Here is a 21,018-nt window from a genome sequence, read left to right as displayed (position 1 = left end):
TTTAATTAAGTTGGGGCTTTTTGCATGGATACTGCTGTAATTTTTAAACAATTTAATAGTTCAACAAGTACCAAAAAACACCTTTTTTACCCTCAATTTTACCATTCACATACAAAGTTCTGCATTTCACACCATTTTTTTTGATTTCGGAGATGATAAAGTTAGCTTTGGAACTTTACAACCCTAAAATTTATAATAGTATGAAACAAAAATTATTTTACTTGATGATTGCACTTGCTTTGCTGTTTCAGCATAATGCAAATGCGCAAAGCACGGTTACGTGGGATTCAGTAACACTTACTAACGGTGAGCCAAGTTTGGCAGAAACGGTTAGTGGTGTTACTGCTACGGTAACAAATTCTTTTACAGATGTGAAATGCTCAAATTCTGGTGGTTGGTCCGGTACTGCTGGTAATTATGTATGGGGGTATGGGACTTTAACAGTAAGTTTTAGTGCTGCTGCTGATATTACTAGTATGCATATTCTTAATGTAAATGGTGGTAGTAGTGGTGTAGTGCTCATTACGCCAACAGGAGGTTCAAATAGTAGCGCTATATACGCAGAAGATGGTGTCATTGGTAAAACTGTTACAGTTAACTGGACAGGCGTTACTTCTTTTACACTTAGTAATATCGACAACAGTCCGATGGGTCTTGATACTATGGTATTGAGTGGTTTAGAAACTCCTTGTACAAGCCCAACGGTGCCAACGCTAAGTGCGACAAACACAACAATTTGTTCAGGAGGTGTTACAACTTTAAATATCTCTGGAGATTTAAATGATGCCACGCAATGGTCTATTTATACTGCATCATGTGGAGGAACATTAATTGCTACAACAACAGAATCTAGTATAAATGTTAACCCATCAAGTACTACAACTTATTATGTAAGAGGAGAAGGTGGGTGTGTTACTCCTGGAGACTGTGTTACAATAACAATAAATGTTAGTAGTCTTGTAGCATCTCCTGCAAGTCAAACCAATATCGCATGTAATGGTATGGCTACTGGGGCAGCTGCTGTTTATGCTGCAACGGGCGGAACAGCTCCTTATACCTATGACTGGACGGGTACCCCTACGGGTGACGGTACTACTAGTATAACTGGGCTTACTGCAGGAGATTACAGCTGTCAGGTAACGGATGCCAATGGATGTCAGGTTACGAGTATGACTTTTACAATTTCGCAACCTACTGTTTTATCCGCAACTGCAACAATCGATTCAGAAATTACTACAATGGATGGAAATGAGGGTGCTTTAACTGCAACAGCTACGGGCGGTACCGCATCTTTCGGTACTACACCTTATAATTACAACTGGAGTAATGGTGCAACTACTGCTTCTATTACAGGTTTAGGTGCCGGTACGTATACTTGTTTTGTTACTGATGCTAATGGTTGTACTACTTCTGTAGAACAAATATTGGCTTATATTTCACCAGCTCCTGTAGCGTATGAAGTTACAGGTGGCGGACCAATTTGTCCTGATGCAAGTGTTGCTATTGGTTTAGCGAATAGCGAAGTGGGTGTTTCTTATCAACTGCAAATAAATGGAGGGGATGCAGCTGATGCAGTTGCAGGTACAGGAGAAGCACTTTCTTTTGGAAGTTTTTCTACAGAAGGTACTTATACTGTTCAAGCTACTCATGCTATTAATGCAGGAACAGCTACTATGACGGGCGAAGCAGTAATAAGCATTGTAAATTATACAGTAACAATTACTGAACCTCTAATAACTTGTATGGACGAAGTCGTTACTCTACAAGCAACAGTGCAAGCTGCAGGAGAAGGAAGCCAAAACGCTATGGGTTTTGAAGGTGCTTATTCGCCTGAAAATTGGACGTTATCAAATACAAGTGCAAACGGAAGCGCTACTACATCTAGTGCTCCAGCATCAATCTCCATTATTGGAGGAAATAATTCGTCGGGTACTGAAGGAAAAACAGACTACAGTATTATTATCCCTGCAGATGGAACTATAAGTTTTAACTGGAATTATGACACTACGGATAATGGACCGCTAGTGGACCAACCTGAATATGTATTAAATGGTATGTCTCAATATTTAACAGATTTTGCTATAAATGGAAATAATACACAATCAGGTTCAGTAAGTCTTGATGTGGAAGAAGGTGATGTTTTTGCCTTTAGAATGACTACCACTGATAATTATGGTGGGAGTGCTACTGTTGTCATTTCAAATTTTATGGCAAATGAAATTTTATCTGAAGCAACCTATTTGTGGACTGCCGGTACTGGTGGTGTAATTACAGGCGCTACTGATGAACTTGAAACGGAAGTTACTGCATCAGGGACATACACACTTACAGTTACTGTAGGCGACTGTTCATTTTCAGAAGACGTTGTGGTTGATTTGAATAACGTGACTATGGAGGAAACAACATGGGACGGTGAAGCATGGAGCAACGGAGAACCTGAAGAAGGTATGAGAGCCATTATTGATGGTGATTTAGTTATTGAATCATTTTTTATAGTGTGTGAATTAGAGGTTACCGAAAACGGAAGCTTTACTGTATTACCATTTGGATTTGTTGGTGTAGTAGGAAAAATTACCAACAACGCTACAGCAACTGATTTCGTAGTAGAAAATGCGGCAGCACTTGCTCAAATGAAAGATGTGCAAAATGTAGGACCAATTACTGTAAATGTAACGTCGTATCCTTTGTACCGTCAAGATTATACGCTTTGGTCTTCTCCAGTAGAAAATCAAAACTTAAGAGGTTTCTCTCCACAAACATTGTTTAACAGATTCAAGTCATATGATACTACTTTAGGTACAGGCGGTGAATACGTACAAGAAATTTTTACAACAGCAGATGTGTTGAATAAAACTTTTGCACCGGCAAATGGGTATCTTATTCGTAGTCCTAACAATTGGGCAGAGTATGTAGATCCAGCTACTCCGGGAGTTGTTTATCAAGGTGTATTTACAGGTGTACCTCAAAATGGTACGATTTCAGTTCCTCTTGTAACAATTAATGGAGGATTCAACTTAGTAGGAAATCCTTATCCTTCACCACTTGCCGTCTACGCTCTTTTTGATGAAACAATAGGTATGGACGAAACCATTTATTTTTGGAGAAAAAGAAATGCAGCCGCTGGTAGCGGATATGCAACTTTTAATAATTTAGGTTTTTCAAGTGCACAAGCGGAACTAAATGATTTCGGTACTGATTTCGAAGATAATCCAGTAATCAGTCCTGGACAAGGATTTTTTATCAAGAGTACAGGTGCTACTACATTCAACTTTACTAATCAGATGAGAATTCCTTTTAGTAACGGATTGTTCTTAAAAACTGCATCTGTAGAAAAACACCGCATGTGGTTAAATCTTTCTAACAATGCTGGAACTATAGGACAAACCTTAGTAGGGTACGTGAATGGAGCAACACTTGACGTTGATAACGGATTTGATAGTAGTTATTTTAACGATAGTCAAACTGCATTAACTTCACTTATCAATGGTGCAGAATATGCTATTCAAGGATTGGGATTACCATTTGATACTGCTAGTTCAGTAGCTTTAGGTTTCAAAACCAATACAGCGGGTACTTATACGATTTCACTTTCTAACTTTGACGGATTGTTTGCAGAAAACCAAAACATCTATATTAAAGATAACGTAACTGGAATCATTCATAACGTGAAAGAATCGGGGTATAGCTTTACAGCAAATGAGGGAATCGCTAACGACCGTTTTGAAGTGGTGTACCAAAGTACACTTGGCACAGATAACCCAAGTTTATTGGTTAAAAATATTCTAGTAGCAGTTAAAGATAAAAATATTACTATTAATGCTGGTACGGTTGAAATGACTAAAATCGAATTAATTGATTTAGCAGGAAGAGTAATCTATACACAAGAAGACGTAAATGCTACAACAGCTAGAATTGAAGGATTATCTTCTTCAGATCAAATGTTGGTAGTTCGCATTACAACTTCAGAAAATGGTATAGTAAACAAAAAAATAATATATTAAATTTAGAATGATGAAAGTAAATACAACAACAAAATTAGTAGTAGCACTGATGTTTTTCTTTTCAGTAAGTGGTGCTTTTGCACAATTACCAGAAGACCCAGATGATAACGTTGATCCAGTTGATGGACCACTAGACCCAGCACCAATAAATGATTATCTTATTCCGATGTTAATCATAGGTATGGCAACGGCTTTTATTTTATTAAAGAAAAAAATGCCAGCACGATTGTAATATATAATAGTATTGCATTAATTTCTAAAAACCTTCTCAGTAATGAGGAGGTTTTTTTATGTTGTATGGGTATGCTTTTCATGGAAAATGAAAACGCGTTCCTTTCATTTAACGATAAAATAAGCATAATTCAACCCGAATTTTTCTTTATAAGTGAATGGTTTATAGTAACCTATCGTTAAAAATAAACTACAAAAGGAGGGAGGTACAACTTGATTTCTCGCTTTTTATACTTCCCTCTAAATTAGAGTATTACCTATTTCTTTGTATTTTGTGTAATTTCTTAAACATAAACTAGTGCTGTTTTGCACAAAATGCAGTGTTTTGTTTATTTCTTTAATTAAACTTTAAAAACCATAATGCACTAAGCGTTAGTAATTTATGTAGTTAAAATTCTACAAAGCGGTTGTGTTTTGTATTAAATTAATTCGCACATTTACAAAACAAATTTGTTGAAGATTTTAACCATAATTCAAAAGCATCTATTAATTCCTGAATTATCTAAATTAAATCAACAAAGAAGTTGGTGCTTTTCTCTAATAGAAATCACTGTAAAAATAGACGCCTAATTCATTTAACTTTAAGCCAAAATGACAACAACAACTTCAACTACTAAAAATAACAACTCTTATAGTTATTTACTTACCAATTGGTTTTTTCCCAAAGGACTTGCATTATTGCCCAAACAACTGCCGTACTAACAGAGACGTTTAAAAAATCAAATTTTATGTTCTTTCATTTATTTTAAGGGTTTTGGTAAGGGTTAAGAAACTTTTGGTAAGGGTTGTGAAGCTTTTGGTAAGGGTTGTGGAACTTTTGGTAAGGGTTGTGAAGCTTTTGGTAAGGGTTGTGAAACTTTTGGTAAGGGTTGTGAAACTTTCGGTAAGGGTTGTGAAACTTTTGGTAAGGGTTGTGAAACTTTTGGTAAGGGTTAAGAAACTTTTGGTATCGATACAAAAAGTAAAAATATACCTACCACTAAAATAAATATTGAATTTTAAAATATTATAAATCAAATAGTTATTAATTAAATACATTTTTAATATGCCTAATCAAACACCTTTTCCTAGTAAAGATATCGAATTAAATGGATATTTTGAAGAAGCTGTTCCTCTATTATTGAAGGATAGCAAACGACTGAATGTATCTACTATACATCAAGATACAGTATCTGTATTACATGAAGTATGGAACGGTATTTTCCCGCTTTCGCAAAGTAAAAATAGCAAGACTCCAACTGTGATTGAAAATAAAGATATTGCTAAAGAAAATTTGAAAGCAGAAATGAGACTTATTTTTGCAGATATACCGCAAAGCGCTTTAACAATTGAAGACCGAAATGTGTTGAATATTGCAGCGCCTAGTACTTCAAAAACGCCTGCACCAGTGCCTGTTACTCGACCTGTAGGTCAGGTAAATACTAGTAACCGTTGGGAACATGAAATAACGTGTAGCAACGAGAGTGGCGGACATGGAAAGCCAAAAGGAGTAAGAGGTTGTCAAATTTGGAGCAAAGAGGACACGCCTATCACTAATTTTGACGAGTTAACTTTTGTAGCAACCGTTTCTAAATCGCCTTACATACACAGGTTTCCTGTAAGTAAGTCGGGAAAATTAATGTATTATTTACTTCGCTGGGAAAATACCCGTGGCGAAGTAGGACCGTGGAGCACGGCTGTATCAGCTACTGTTACGGGATAAAAATTTTATGTATTGGTTTGCTAGATAAGCCTCCTGTTTTATGATGCAATCGTCTTTTTATAAAAAGGATTTTTGCTAATAAAATCAGGAGGTTTTTTTGTGCCAAAATAAATCGTAGCAATAGTAGTAGACTCCTCCGGAGTGACAAATAAATACGTATTCAACAGTGGTTTTGTTTTGTATGTAATACGAACGTCGTAGTTTGTCATTCCGCATGAATCTAGGATTGCAATAGGTATTTGTTTCAGCTGTTTTTGTATTTTAAAAACCGCTCCACCTTATTTTATAAACTCCAGATGCATCTTGACCCAAAGCCGAAACTTTTTACTAAGTTTTGGCTTTGTTTTTTTTAAAAGCGTATCAATTTTGAATTACCTATTTTATAAAGTGATGCATCAAAAAACATCTTTTTCACGCTCCCTTTTACCATTCACATACAAAGTTCTGCAGTTCGCACCATTTTTTTGTGGCAACCTATCCTTAGAACTACATTTACAGCATAAGAACTCTAAAATAATTGATTTATGAAACTTAAATTCTACTTTTTAATTTTAGCGATGTGTTGGCAGTTTGGCGCTTTTGCACAAAGTTTCCTTTATGAGGGCATTACCTATGATATTACTTCTTCCAACACGGCGCAAGTTGGAAATAATACAGGTGTATATCTTGAAGCTTGGATTGAAGGGTCCGTTATCTACAATGGTAATACTTATACGGTGACCGCTATAGGAAATAATGCTTTTTCGGGTAATACATCATTAGTATATCTTCATATTCCTACGACTATAACTTCTATTGGTGATTCTGCCTTTTCACATTGTAGCGCAATAACAACAATGGGAATCCCAAGTTCTGTAACTTCTATTGGCAACTGGGCTTTTCAATTTTGTACAGGGTTGACGTCCCTTACCATAAATAATTCGGTGACTACTATTGGTCAATCTGCTTTTCAATATTGTACTAAATTAACTTCGGTTGTAATACCCAATTCTGTTACTTCAATTGGCCTCGACTCTTTTAAAGGATGTACCTTATTGAACACAGTTACCCTTCCTAATTCTTTAAATTCTATAGGGGATCTTAGTTTTGCTGATTGTCCAAGTTTATCCAGCGTAATTTGTCTTAGAACCACACCATTATTCCTTCCGGCACTTATGTTTAGTGGAACAACAAATCAGGAATATTGTAGATTGTATGTGGCCGATGCAAGTATAGCGGCTTATGAAAATGCAGGGGTTTGGCAAAATTTTTATTCTGTTAATGGTCTGACACCTGTTTTTAGTCAAAGACAGCCTAAATGTTCTGGGGCTACTTTAGTACCGTTACCTACAAATTCTGGAAATTGGATTGCAGGTTCTTGGTCTCCGGCACTTAATAATTTGGCTACCACTACTTATACATTTACACCAAGTGCAAGTCCAGCGTTCAATACCACAACCATGACTATTGAAGTTTTACCTGCACCAAGTGCTCCAACAGTCGATGCTATTCAAACATTTACTACTGCTTCAACATTTGGGGATTTAACTCCTGCACCAAGTGCAACTATAAAATGGTATCTAACTGCAAATTCAACACTACCTCAAAACAGTACAAATCCAATATTTTCCACGACCTACTACGTTGCAGAAACTAGCAGCAACGGTTGCGAAAGCGTAAGAACTCCTGTAACTGTAGTATTAAATCTTCCTGCAGACCATTTACGCTTTGATGGTGTTGATGATTTTGTTGATTTAGGAAGTACTGCTACTCTTAAACCAACAACAGCTATTACGGTAGAGTTTAATGCTTATAGTAATTATTGGGGTGGTATTTCAAATAACGCTACATTGATAGGAAACACACAAAGTGGTGGTTGGTCTATTAGCGTTTCAGGAAGCAATTTATCTGCGATATTGGCTCGAAATGGTAGTTATGGTACCATTACTAAGCCATTGAACCAAATTTCTGGAGGTTGGCATCATTTTGCTTTAACGTATGACCATCAATATCTTAAGTTTTATATGGATGGTAATTTGATTGGTACTAATGACGCAGGAAGTGCTCATAATATTTTGTACGTTGCGAACAATAGCACAATTATAGGTGCAGAATCATCAGGATTAGCTGGTAGTACTGATTCAGGACGTTATTTTGATGGTAAATTTGATGATGTAAGAATTTGGAATGTAGCACGAACGCAAGAGCAAATAAGCAACAATAGAATATGTGAGTTGCAAGGAAATGAATCAGGCTTAATTGCTTACTATAATTTTAATCAAGGGATAAATGTAGCTTCAAACACAACAGTTACATCATTAATCAATTCGGTTTCTGGTGGTATAAACGGTACTTTACAAAATTTTGAACTAACAGGCTCAAATTCCAACTGGAGGTCTGGTTCATCAATTGTTACTGGTGTTGTAGTTCCTAATGCACCAACAGCAGCTGCTCAATCTTTTTGTGGAAGCAAAACCGTTGCCGATTTAATTCCAGCTGCGAGTGCTACTTTAAAATGGTATGACACCGCAACTGCTGCGACAGCATTAGCAAGTACAGCCGCTATAACAACAGGTACGTACTATGTTTCGACCAGCAATGACAATGGTTGCGAAAGTGTTAGAATTTCTGTTGCAGTAACTGTTAACTTTACAACTGCTCCAACAGCATCTGCACAATCATTTACTACGCTTAAAACAGTAGCTGATTTAGTACCTGCACCAAGTACGACTATAAAATGGTATGATGTAGCCATTGACGGTACTGCCTTATCAAGTGCTACTGCATTAGTAACAGGAACGTATTATGTTTCCGCAACAAATGCGGAAGGTTGCGAAAGTGTACGAACTTCAGTAGCGGTAACCATGAATGTACCCGCCACACATTTGCGCTTTGATGGTGTAGATGATTTTGTGGATTTAGGTAATTCTGCGACTTTAAAACCAACAAGTGCTATGACTTTAGAGTTCATGGCCTATCATGCCAATTGGAGTAGCATTACGAATGAACCAACTTTGATAGGAAACTTGAGTTTCGGAGGGTACTTTGTAGGAGTTTCGGGCACTAATTTGAATGTTAGGGTCCGTAGAAATAATTATGAGGAACTGTATGGCAATGTTTTAAAACCCTTGAGCGAAATTAGTGCTGGATGGCATCATTTTGCTTTTACTTATGGTACTGGAATTATAAGTTTTTACATAGATGGCGTTTTGGTTGGTACAAATGATGTAGGCGGAAATCGAAGCATAATTCATAATGTAGGTATAAGTACAATTGTTGGAGGTCAAGCAACCGCTACGGCAGGAGTTACAGAGGCAAACAAGTATTTTAGTGGTGCCATCGATGATGTTAGGTTTTGGAATGTGGTACGAACACAAGCACAAATAAATAGCAATAGAGTTTGTGAGTTGCAAGGAAATGAATTGGGATTATTAGCATACTATAATTTTAATCAAGGAATGCATGGTGGTACAAACACTACAGTAACTTCGTTGACCAATTCGGTTTCTGGCGGTACAAACGGTACTTTACAGAATTTTGCACTTTCGGGTGCTCCTTCCAACTGGATGGCTGGGTCGCCAATTGTTACTGGTGTGGTAGTTCCTGCAGCACCAACTGCTTCTGCACAGTCTTTTTGTGGAAGCAAAACCGTTGCCAATTTAATTCCAGTTGCTAGTGCTACTATAAAATGGTATAATACCGCAACTAATGGAACAGCATTAGAAAATACAACTGCATTAGCAACAGGAACGTATTATGTTTCGGAAAGTAATTCAAATGGTTGCGAAAGTGCTAGAACTGCGGTAGTAATAACTGCTAACACTATACCAACTGCCCCAACAGCATCAGCACAAACTTTTTTTACTGGTAAAACTGTAGCTGATTTAGTACCTGCACCAAGCACAACCATAAAATGGTATGACGTTGTAACTGACGGAACAGCTTTAGCAAGCACAACCGCATTAGCAACTGGAACGTACTATGTTTCAACAACGAATGCTAGTGGTTGCGAAAGTACACGAACTTCAGTAAATGTAACAGTTATACAAACCTTTACCGCCACGCATCTAAACTTTGATGGTATTAATGATTATGTTGATTTAGGAAGTACTGCAAATCTTAAACCCACAAACGCAATTACGGTAGAGTTTAATGCTTACAGCAGTAATTGGAGTGGTATTTCAAATAACGCTACACTGATAGGAAACACACAAAGTGGTGGTTGGGCTATTGGTGTTTCAGGAACTAATTTAACAGCAGTTGTAGCTCGAAATAGTGCCTACGCTACAGTTACTAAACCGTTGAGTCAAATTTCTGCAGGTTGGCATCATTTTGCATTAACCTATGACCATCAGTATCTTAAATTTTATATGGACGGGAACTTAATCTCTACTAATAATGCAGGAGGCGGTTATAATATTGTTTACAATGCGAACAACAGTACGATGATAGGTGGCGAATCTTCAGGAAACGCTGGTGTTGCTGAAGCAGGACGTTATTTTAACGGTGCTATAGATGATTTGAGAATCTGGAATGTTGCCCGAACGCAAGCTGACTTTATTGCTTTTAAAAACTGTGAGTTGCAAGGAACAGAAACCGGTTTGGTTGCTTATTATAATTTTAACCAAGGAACTACAGGAAACAATCCTACTCTAACAACCTTAACAGACGCTACAACCAATGCGAATCATGGTACCTTAACCAATTTTGCCTTAACGTATGATGTACCATCGTCCAATTGGGCTTCGGGTTCTCCTATAACTACCGGTACTGTAATTCAGGATAGCCCCACTGTAATCTCACCTGTAATTTATTATCAGGGAGCTACAGCTACTACTTTAAATACGGTTTCTAACGATAGTAATTTATGGTGGTATACGGGTGCCACTGCTTTAAATGGGTCTCCGTTTCCGCCAATACCCTCTACTGCTACATTAGGAAGTACCTCGTATTGGGTTGCTAAAAAAAACACGAACGGATGTTACAGTGGTAGGACGGAAATTGTAGTCAATGTATATGCTCCAACAACTGGAACCCATTTGAATTTTGACGGTAATGCCGATCATGTGGTTCTGCCTAGTTCAACTGATTTTAATTTTACCAATCAAATGACGGTAGAGTTTTGGATGAACTCTAATTTCACACCCCAACAATGGGATGCTTTGGTTACTAAAGGAGATAACAGTTGGCGTATTGCATTAACAGCTTCAGGGAAAATTAATTTTGCAGGAAATGGTGCTTTTGGAGATGTAACTTCCGTTGCAACCGTTACCGATGGTGCATGGCACCACGTTGCAGTTACTTATAACGGTAGCAATGCAGTTATTTATATTGATGGTACTCTTGACAAGACTATAACAGGAACAGGTATACTAAATACTTCTACTTATCAAGTAGCTCTTGGAGCAAATTTGCAAAATACAGGAAGAACTTATAATGGAAATATGGATGAGGTTCGAATTTGGAACATTGCCCGAACCGCTAGTCAAATTGCCCAAAGTAAAAACTGCGAATTACAAGGAAGCGAAACGGGATTACTAGCTTATTACAAATTCAATCAAGGAAGTGCAGGTGTTTACAATGCAGGTATAACTACATTAACAGATGCTACAGGTAACGGACATAATGGTACTTTGACCTATTTTGCATTGACAAATGCTTTTTACTCCAACTGGCTTGGAGGATCGCCTGTAACTTCTGGAGTTTCAGTTCCTGCTGCACCAAGTGTTTCAGCACAAACCTATGTTCTCGGAGAAACAGTTGCTGATTTAGTTCCAGCACCAAGTGAGAGTATTGCCTATTATAGTGCCGCAACTGGAGGTTCGCCTCTAGCTGTTGATGTTGAAGTAACAGCAGGAACGTATTATGTTTCTGCCATTAATATAAATGGGTGTGAAAGTTCGCGAACCAGTGTTGCTGTAACTGAGATTTTCGCTCCGGTACCTTTTGCAGTTACAGGAGGCGGATCAACGTGTGCTGATGGTGCGGGTGCGGGAATTGCAATTGAATTATCGGGTAGTGAGACTGGTGTTACTTATCAAGTACAATTGGCATCTACTAATATAGGTGATGCAGTAGCAGGAACAGGTGAGGCACTTTCGTTGGGCAACTTTGTTACTGCAGGGACTTATACCGTATTGGCTACAAATACTGAAACTGAATTGACTACTGTAATGACGGGTAGTGCTGTTGTAAGTACACTAAATTATAACGTTGTAATAGAAGCTGAGGCGGTTACTTGTATAACTGAATCTGTAACTTTGGCGGGTTCAATAGAAGACTTGCCAAGCTTTTCCACTTTATCATGGACGGCATCTAATGGCGGTGTTATTGATGGAGCGACAGATGAGCTTGAAGTATCGGTTACTTCATCAGGGACATATATATTGACCGCTACTGTTGGCGAATGTTCGTTTTCTCAAAGCGTAGCGGTAGATTTAGAATCATTTGAATTAGATATAACTACATGGAACGGAATCGAATGGAGCAACGGAGAACCACATCCCGGTATGAAAGCAATTATTGATGGTTCATTAGTTATTGAAGAACAATTTATAGCATGTGAATTAGTGATTACAACTAACGGAAGTCTTACCGTTAATTCGGGTGGAGGAGTTGGTGTAGTAGGAAAAATCACTAACAATGCTACCGCTACTGATTTTGTGGTTGAAAATAATAGTGTTCTAATTCAGTTCAAAGACGTTCAAAACGTGGGACCGGTTACTGTAAATGTAAATTCATTTCCATTGTACCGTCAGGATTATACGCTTTGGTCTTCTCCTGTAGAAAACCAAAACTTAAGAAGTTTCTCGTTGCAAACACTTTTCAACCGATTTAAATCATATGATACAGCATTAGGAACAAATGGCGATTATGTACAAGAAATTGTTACAGCCGCTGATGTTTTAACAAAAGAATTTGAAGCTGCCAATGGGTATCTTATTCGTATGCCTAACAACTGGGTAGAATATGTGGACGAAGCTACTCCTGGAGTATCTTATTCAGGAGTGTTTAAAGGTGTGCCTCAAAATGGAACAATCACTGTTCCTCTTTCTACTGCAAATGCAGGAATGAATTTAGTAGGAAATCCTTATCCATCACCAATTATTATTCCTCTATTTTATAGTGCGAATCCAGATGTAGAGCAAACCATTTATTATTGGAGAAAGCGAAATGGAGCAGCAGGTACAGGTTATTCAACCTACAATAACATGGGATTTGTAAGTTCACAGCCCGGTCTTTCAGGGGTTGAAGATGCACTTGATAGTGAGCCTTATATTGGTTCTGGACAAGGGTTTTTTGTAAAAAGCACTGCAGCTACTCAATTGACTTTTAACAATGGTATGCGAAACTTTGAGAGTAATGGAGTATTCTTAAGAAGTGCTACACAAGAAATGCACCGCTTTAGACTGAAATTGTCTAACAATACAGCACTAGTAGGTCAAACATTAATTGGTTACACTGCTGCAACATCTGCAGGAGTAGACAACGGATTTGACAGTAGCTATTTTAACGATAGCAACACGGCGCTAACATCGCTTATCAACGGTAACGAATACATTATCCAAGGTGTAGGCTTGCCTTTTGACGTTGCAAGTAGTGTTGCTTTAGGTTTCAAAACCGAAACCGCAGGTGCGTTTAGCATTTCGTTAGGTGCTTTTGATGGATTCTTTGCTGAAGGTCAAAATATCTACATCAAAGATAACCTTACCGGACTTGTTCATAACGTGAAAGAATCGGCTTATAGCTTTACAGCAAATGAGGGAATCGCTAACGACCGTTTTGAAGTGGTGTACCAAAATACACTTGAAACGAACAATCCCGACTTAGACATCAACAAAGTAAAGGTGTACAAAGAAGGACAAGATATCCTTATCAACGCGATGACTATAGAAATGCAGAAGGTAGAACTATACGACATCCGCGGAAGCTTGATTCAAGTTTTAGAAAATGTAAATGCAACAACTGCTACATTTAGCAAGTTGAACATTGCCAATCAAGTAGTATTGGTAAAAATAACAGCAATAGACAATCAAGTGACTACTAAGAAGATTGTATACTAAACGACTTTATTAGCGTGGTAGTTAAGGATGAAAAGCCCCAACTCTTAATTGAATTGGGGCTTTTCTAATTTAATGAACCTGTTAAGCAACAGCTTTATTTCTTTGACTTGTCTATAGTATCCGTCTTGATTTCGTATTGACGGTCTTGGTACTCTTGACACATCGCAACCATCTTTTCTGGAAAAACGGTACGGAAAGTGTGCTCTGGATGTACTAATTTAGCTGGGAGTTTAAGTTAAGAGAAAAAACCTTAATTTTAACTTATGACAAAAGAGAGAAAAATTTATGACGCAGCGTTTAAAATAAAAGCTGTAGAACTAAGCAATGAACGTTCCAACATAACTGAATTAGCCAGAGAATTAGGTATTCGTGTTAGTATGCTTTATAAGTGGCGTAAGGATTACGATAAGTTTGGTGCTGGTAGCTTTCCTGGTAATGGAATTTTAAAACAAACATCAGAACAAAAACTAATTAGCGAATTAGAGGCAAAGTTGAAAGAAGCTGAATTAGAACGAGATATATTAAAAAAAGCAGTGGGCATTTTTTCCAAGAGCGGTCGATGATATTTGATTTTATTAAAAATCATGCAAAAATATTTCCGATTGAAAAAATGTGTAAAGTTTTAAAAGTCAGCCAAAGTGGCTATTACCGGTGGAAAATCGCTGCCATTTCTAAGCGACTTCAGAAAATGAATGTTTTAAAAGAAAAAATTACATCCCTTTATTTTGAATCCAAACAGCGCTATGGTAGTCCACGAATAACAATGGAATTAAATATTTTAGGGTTTCAGATTTCAAGAATTACAGTTGCAAAATATATGAGAGAACTTGGTTTGAAAAGTAAGTTGAGTAAAAAATTTAAGATTACCACTGATTCTAAACATAATTATTTACTTGTTGAGAATGTGTTAAACAGACAATTTTTGGTTTCTCAGCCATCAAAAGCATGGGTTTCAGACATTACATATATTCACACTAAAGAAGGATTTTTGTATTTAACAACGGTAATGGATTTGTATGACAGAAAAATTATCGGCTGGAGCTTAAGTGATGGAATGAGTACAAATGAAACAACTCTAGCATCATGGAAAATGGCAATTAGAAACAGAAATGTGCAAAATGGATTAATTTTTCATTCTGATCGAGGTGTCCAATATGCTAACAACAAATTTGCAAATGTTTTAGACTCATATAAAGTAACTCGAAGCATGAGTAGAACAGGAAATTGTTGGGATAATGCAGTGGCAGAGAGCTTTTTTAAATCTTTAAAAACGGAATTAATCTACGGCAATAAGCTCATTTCAAAAGAACAAATGAAACTTCAAGTTTTTGAATACATTGAACTCTGGTACAATCAAAAAAGAAGACATTCAGCTTTGAAATACATGACAATAAAGGAATTTAACAATCAATCAAATAATTATAAAAATGTCGCTTAACTTAAACTCCATCTTTTATTTGCATATCCACTCCTTCATAGGGATAACTTCCACCATTTTATCAATCATGCCTTGCGGGTCAAACTGGTTCTTTGCCATTCCTTCGGCGGCTTTTTCGATGTCTTTCTTTGAAGTGAAATTTTCATCGGCGTCAAACCATTGTTGGTACGTGTCGTACATTCTATCGTTAAATCCAGTATCAAACGGTCCCGGATTGATAGTGGCAACCGTTACACCAAAGGGTTGTAACTCATCACGCAAACATTGAGCAACAGCCTCAAGTGCGTGCTTAGACGCGTTATAAGGTCCTAAAAACGGACTTGTTGAAAGTCCTGCAATTGACGATAAGAAAACGACTTTACCTTTTCCGTTCTTTACCATTTTCTTGATAAAAGGTTGCGAGAATTCTAAGGTCGAAAACGTATTGGTCTCCATTACTTCCCTTAAATAATCAACAGGAATCTCAGCCAGTGGTCCTGTGTGGCCTATGCCTGCGTTATTAACCAAGATGTCAATGTAGTATTTCCAAGCGCGTTCGCAATCAATATCATCCAGAATATCAAGCTTTATTAGCTCAATGTTTTTTTCATAATCCGAGTCTTTTACGGTCTCAATAAATCGCGACATTTGTTCAAACGTATGTACGGCGGCAATTACTTTGTGTCCTTCTTTCGCAAGACCTATTGCTGTTCCTTTTCCCAGTCCTGAGCCTGCACCTGTGATTAAAATGGTTTGTTTTTTCATAGCTAAATGTGTTTTATTTAATTTTAATGTTCAAGTTACTAATTTGTAAGGTAACCCTTTTTCTAATTTTGAAATGTTTAACGAATAGCACTCTTGTGTTCTTAAATTCGTTAGAACAATGGTGCTGCAAATTCCATTGGCTTTGCCAAATTTTAAATACTTTAGAATTTAAATAAAATACTTGCGGACTAACGCCTAAACCTTTAATGGCTTGGCTACTTATTTTGTCTCGTAATTTCATTGAGGATATAGCACCAAAAATTACATACTGTAAAGTGGAGCAAACTTTCGCACCATGTAATTTTTACATACTGCATAAGGTCCAAAGACATTGCACCGCGTAACGTTACTTACTGCATAACGTCCAAAGACATTGCAACAAAGCACGTGTTTTACTGCATAACGTTCAAAGACATTACAGTAAAGCATGTGTTTTACTGCATAACGTTCAAAGACATTACAGTAAAGCAAGTGTTTTACTGCATAACGTCCAAAGACATTGCAGTAAAGCAAGTGTTTTACTGCATAACGTCCAAAGACATTGCACCATGTAAAAAAACGGACTCATAATCATTTCTTGTTAACCAGTAGAACCAACTATCAGTACAAAAAAAGTCCTGATTTCAATGAAGAAATCAGGACTTTTATACTAATTTGTAGGAGGATATTACTTGTTGTTATCCATCACATATTGCAGTACTTTTCGCATTAAATGCACACGGTCTTTCCCGCCTACATTGTGTTTGTGCATTGGGTAAGGGAAGAAATCCATTTGCTTTTCGGCTTCAATAAATTTCTTTACGAGTGCAAGATTGTGCTGCATTACCACTACATCATCTGCAGTACCGTGTATCAGGAGTAACTTTCCTTCTAGGTTTTGCACATAATTAAGCGTGTTGGCTTCGTCAAAACCTTTTTGGTTTTCAGCGGGAGTGTCCATATAACGCTCACCATACATGGCTTCGTAGTATTTCCAGTCGGTTACAGGACCACCGGCAACACCTGTGGTAAAGGTTCCGGGTTTTCTTAGCATTAGCGATGTCGTCATGAATCCACCAAAACTCCAACCGTGAACGGCTAAACGGCTGGCATCTACGTAAGGCAACGACTTCAAGTAGTCTACACCTTTCATCTGGTCGTCCATCTCATGAACGCCTAAGCGACCGTGAATAACGCTTTCGAAAGCAAATCCTCTTTCGCCTGACCCACGGTTATCTACCGTGAAAACAAGATAGCCTTGTTCTGCCATCCAGTACATCCACAAGCTTGCGCCATCTAGGTAAGAGTTGGTTATCAATTGGGCATGGGGACCTCCATAAACATACACCAAAACAGGGTATTTCTTAGAAGCATCAAAGTTAGATGGCTTGATTAATCGGGTAACCAAGTCGGTCGTTCCATCAGCTGCCTTAATCGTTTTGATTTCAGATACACCCATCTTATAGTCCTTATATTTGTTAGGACTTTCCACTAAAACGGTCTCTTTACTTTTAGCATCTACAAGCAAGGTCTTGGATGGCGTAGTATGGTTTGAATATTCATCAAAGAAGTACGTTCCGTCGTGGTTCATCATCACCGTGTGCGTTCCGTTGTTTTTGGTCAATAAAGTTTGCTTGCCTTTCAAGGTCACTTTATAGGCTAAAGTGTTCATCCCGTCAGGACCTGTTGCTTCAAAATAGATTTCAGAAGCTTTCGTATTGGCACCTAAAATGGATTTGGTTACAAATTGATTAGCCGTTAATTGCTTGATTAATTTTCCTTCGATAGAGTAGTAGTACAAGTTTTGAAACCCGTCTTTCTCACTAAACCATACAAAGTTATTAGACGTCGCGCTAGGAAAAAATGCAGGATGCTCAGGCTCTACCCAACGGTCGTTTTTTTCGTTTAAAAGTGTGCGGACAAACGCGCCTGTTTCTGCATCATACAAATGCAAGGACATGTCGTTTTGCTCGCGATTTACCTCTGCAATAAGGACAAACTGCTCGTCTGGAGTCCAGGAAAGATTAGTCAAGTAAGCATCAGCAGCTCCTTTTGGCCTAATGAAAACCGTTTGTTTGGTAGCCAAATTGTACACACCCACACGTGGTTTTTCGCTTTTCTGCCCAATCATTGGATACTTGATATTGACTAGTTTCCCAGGCGTTTCGTTGATGTCCAGCAAAGGATAATCAGCTACCTCCGTCTCGTCTTTTTGGTAAAATGCCAAATACGTCGATTTAGGCGACCAGAAGATACCTTGCGTGATGCCAAACTCACTTCTCGCATACGTCTGTCCAGAGACAATGCCCGAATTGGTTTCGGCAGTTACCGCTACTTTTGAGTTATTTTTGCCAATGAAATAAAGGTTGTTGGCCTCAGTAAACGCTACTAAATCCTTTGAAGGGTTGAGGGTTTGTCCTGCAGCTCCATCGGGAGTCGTGGTGATGAGGTTTCCTTTTTTGGTTGTAAAATTGTAGTCGTAGTACTTAGCACCATCAGAAAATACAAGTGTCGAGGCATCCTTGAGTTCAACGCCCCAGAAACTTCTAAACTCCGAATTCAATGCGGTATTCACCTCAGAAAGCGAAACAAGTTCCGTTCCCTTAGTGTCTTTAGGGTTAGCAAGCATGAGTTTTCGCCCAAGCTCCTCGAAATAAAGGTAGTTATTAGATTCAGGAACCCACTGAAAACCCAGTACTTGGTCTGGGCGAAAAGCACGGTATTGTTGCATCACGCCGTCTTCTAGAGTCAATTCTTTGGTTTGCCCAAAAGCAGAAACTATAAAGAAGAAGCTTACGAAGGCAATCAGATTTTTATTCATTTCTTTAATTTTTTGATATAAAAGCAAATGTAATAAAAACCTATTGTTTGTAAACTACTTTACACGATTCTTAACAGGAAAGGTTGCGAGGTACCGCTTAATCGACCACGCCGTCAGACGCTCTAAGCACAGGAGCGGTAACAACCACAGGAGCTGGCGGTGCCACGACGATGGGTTGTATAGGAATTAAGACTTCCGTAACCCATTTCGACGGACTCTTCTCATTAGAAGCATTAACCGTATAAACATCCATGTACTTTAGGGCAGAGTTGAGGCTGATGTTGTTCTCCCCAATGTGCTTCAGGGCTTTCTTGATGGCTTCGTTTCTATGTGAATAATCACCTGTTAAAACGGTTTTTAAAGCAGTAAAAGGTTGCAACTTAGCAATGGAAACATCACTTGGTTCTGACACGAAAATCTCTTCCTTTAAAGGACCACACACCGAGAAGGTAATGGTACCGTTAGCCACATCGCTACTTTCGTAAATCACGAAGGGGCTTCCGTTCATAACCATGTTACCGTTTTTGAAAAACTGGTGCATGCGTTGCAGCATTGGGGTAATGCGGGAGTTCATGTCGCGTACTTTTACAGTAGCCGTTTGTTTCACATAATAAACACTGTCAATCTGTACTTCGCCAATGATTTCGATGGAAAACTCGCGTATCTCCTTGGTGATAATGGTGTTCACGTTGTTTAAGCTGTTCTGGAACATCTTGGCAACATAGGCTTCGACACCTCCGCTGAATGCTGCTTTGATTTTAGTGGCAAAAGTGGCGCTACCGGTTACAATCCAGTTCAATTGCGTTCCTCCAATAGAGTCCTTTAAGGTTAACGCCGACTTGGAAGGTCGTCCATCAATGATAAGTTTTTGTGCAATACTGTCGTTTTCTTTTACAAAAAGGGATTGAAATTGCCCCTCCTGGCCGCCATTTTTCCAAGAAAAAGAGCCTTCTTGTCCGATGGTGTTTTCAGGAAAGTTGTATTTCACGTCAGCAGGGTTGGCATCTAAGTCCAGCCACTGGTCCCAGTTTCTGTAATCATTCACATAGTTGAAAACAATTTCTTTAGGTACCTTGATAAAGGTGGAACGTTTGATGGTGTATTCACCGTTTTGTGTAGCGATATAAACAGAGATTCCTACAATTGCTAAAAGCAGTAAAAGGAATACATATTTGATGATTTTCATAAGAGGATGCGATTTACAGCGTAAAGTTAAAAATTAAAATGTAAGATTACCTACAAATGCACATTGATATTAATAAAAAGGGGTGGCAACGGGCTTTGCAACCAATTAATATTATAAATAAATAGTTTTTATGTGTAACCGATAGGGGGTGGTGGCGTCGTAAATTTGTCTAATACTTTTAAAAACGAGCATCATGGAAAAGATAGAAAAGAAACTCAGAAAGAATTTAGTCATCAGCAGGAAGCACATTGACATGAACAGAAACATTATTTCGGCAATACTGCTGATAGGTTACTTGATATTTACCGCTATTTACTTCTCATAGCTTACGGGTTAAGTAACTCGTTTTTGATTTGTAATAAATTAAAATCAGTAGTTATTAATAAGTGCACTACCTTACTTAGAAGGCTTTCAAGGTCTTCCTCCGCGTCCCAATACGTCAACTTCTTGGTATTGGACAACAGGTTCCGAATCTCTTTCACCCGCTTAGTTGTTGCAGCTGCAGTTCTCAAGTAATTCGTTTGACTGTCAGACGTGTTTTTGTGGTAGTACTGTACAGCTTCATTATCGAAATCGACTTCAATAAAGTATAACTTGTCATTTTCATTAATAGCGTGGAATTCTGTCCAGAGGGCAAAACCTACTTTCACTCTCGAAGATTCGTCAAGACCTTTGCTTTGCAAACGCCACTTGCAGTTAGCGGCACGACCCCAATGATTTGATTTTCGATACACACCTTCCTTGGTAAAGGAGTATTCGCTTCCTGACTTACTCGTGTAGTGCAACGCCAACGCTGAAACTTCAGCGGCAGGGACTTCGGTAAAAATGCAGAATGTGTACTTATGAAAGTTGTATTTAGTGTAGCTTGTCATCA

12 protein-coding genes are annotated in these 21,018 nt (G+C 38.1%); 7 read left to right on the top strand and 5 right to left on the bottom strand.

Translation table 11 applies throughout. The features are described 5' to 3' along the window. Window positions 1–200: 200 nt before the first annotated feature. The 3 genes from ACQ5J2_RS15330 (at window position 201) to ACQ5J2_RS15320 (ending at window position 5,934) form a co-directional block, all read left to right on the top strand. Window positions 201–4,001, top strand: a complete 3,801-nt coding sequence (locus tag ACQ5J2_RS15330; protein ID WP_432671338.1) for a hypothetical protein — start codon at window positions 201–203, stop codon at window positions 3,999–4,001. Window positions 4,002–4,008: 7 nt separating this feature from the next. Then, window positions 4,009–4,233 (top strand): hypothetical protein, encoded by a 225-nt coding sequence (locus tag ACQ5J2_RS15325; RefSeq protein ID WP_432671337.1) that lies wholly within the window; start codon window positions 4,009–4,011, stop codon window positions 4,231–4,233. A 1,044-nt stretch (window positions 4,234–5,277) separates the two neighbouring features. After that, window positions 5,278–5,934, top strand: coding sequence for a hypothetical protein (locus ACQ5J2_RS15320; RefSeq protein WP_432671336.1), 657 nt, complete (start codon window positions 5,278–5,280; stop codon window positions 5,932–5,934). 38 nt (window positions 5,935–5,972) lie between these two features. Here the strand turns inward: ACQ5J2_RS15320 and ACQ5J2_RS15315 are convergent, their stop codons facing one another. Next, window positions 5,973–6,143, bottom strand: a complete 171-nt coding sequence (locus ACQ5J2_RS15315) for a hypothetical protein (RefSeq protein WP_432671335.1) — start codon at window positions 6,141–6,143, stop codon at window positions 5,973–5,975. 315 nt (window positions 6,144–6,458) lie between these two features. On the opposite strand from ACQ5J2_RS15315, the gene ACQ5J2_RS15310 reads away from it, so the two are divergent. From ACQ5J2_RS15310 to ACQ5J2_RS15300, 3 genes are all read left to right on the top strand, one after another. Further along, window positions 6,459–13,976, top strand: a complete 7,518-nt coding sequence (locus ACQ5J2_RS15310) for a LamG-like jellyroll fold domain-containing protein (protein WP_432671334.1) — start codon at window positions 6,459–6,461, stop codon at window positions 13,974–13,976. 263 nt (window positions 13,977–14,239) lie between these two features. Continuing rightward, window positions 14,240–14,539, top strand: coding sequence for a transposase (locus ACQ5J2_RS15305; protein WP_432670545.1), 300 nt, complete (start codon window positions 14,240–14,242; stop codon window positions 14,537–14,539). Next, complete coding sequence (locus ACQ5J2_RS15300) at window positions 14,536–15,414, top strand: IS3 family transposase (RefSeq protein ID WP_432670543.1); 879 nt, start codon at window positions 14,536–14,538, stop codon at window positions 15,412–15,414. The genes ACQ5J2_RS15305 and ACQ5J2_RS15300 overlap by 4 nt, the downstream gene beginning before the upstream one ends. 15 nt (window positions 15,415–15,429) lie before the next feature. Here the strand turns inward: ACQ5J2_RS15300 and ACQ5J2_RS15295 are convergent, their stop codons facing one another. From ACQ5J2_RS15295 to ACQ5J2_RS15285, 3 genes are all read right to left on the bottom strand, one after another. After that, the gene (locus tag ACQ5J2_RS15295; protein WP_432671333.1) at window positions 15,430–16,158 is read right to left on the bottom strand and encodes an SDR family oxidoreductase; all 729 of its coding nucleotides are present in this window, start codon (window positions 16,156–16,158) and stop codon (window positions 15,430–15,432) included. A 667-nt stretch (window positions 16,159–16,825) separates the two neighbouring features. Then, window positions 16,826–18,958 (bottom strand): DPP IV N-terminal domain-containing protein, encoded by a 2,133-nt coding sequence (locus ACQ5J2_RS15290; RefSeq protein ID WP_432671332.1) that lies wholly within the window; start codon window positions 18,956–18,958, stop codon window positions 16,826–16,828. A gap of 97 nt (window positions 18,959–19,055) precedes the next feature. Beyond that, entirely contained in the window at window positions 19,056–20,144 is a 1,089-nt protein-coding gene (locus tag ACQ5J2_RS15285) for a hypothetical protein (RefSeq protein ID WP_432671331.1), read from the bottom strand. A 193-nt stretch (window positions 20,145–20,337) separates the two neighbouring features. Between ACQ5J2_RS15285 and ACQ5J2_RS15280 the strand changes: the two genes are divergently transcribed. Then, entirely contained in the window at window positions 20,338–20,469 is a 132-nt protein-coding gene (locus ACQ5J2_RS15280; protein WP_432671330.1) for a hypothetical protein, read from the top strand. A 1-nt stretch (window position 20,470) separates the two neighbouring features. On the opposite strand, the gene ACQ5J2_RS15275 is transcribed toward ACQ5J2_RS15280, so the two are convergent. Continuing rightward, a complete protein-coding gene (locus tag ACQ5J2_RS15275; protein ID WP_432671329.1) occupies window positions 20,471–21,016 on the bottom strand; it encodes a hypothetical protein in 546 nt (181 codons plus the stop codon). Window positions 21,017–21,018 lie beyond the last annotated feature (2 nt).

The organism is Flavobacterium sp. SM2513, assembly GCF_050908145.1.
Lineage (GTDB): Bacteria > Bacteroidota > Bacteroidia > Flavobacteriales > Flavobacteriaceae > Flavobacterium.
The sequence above is the reverse complement of the archived record's forward strand: the minus strand, read 5'-3'. Positions and strand labels throughout refer to the sequence as shown.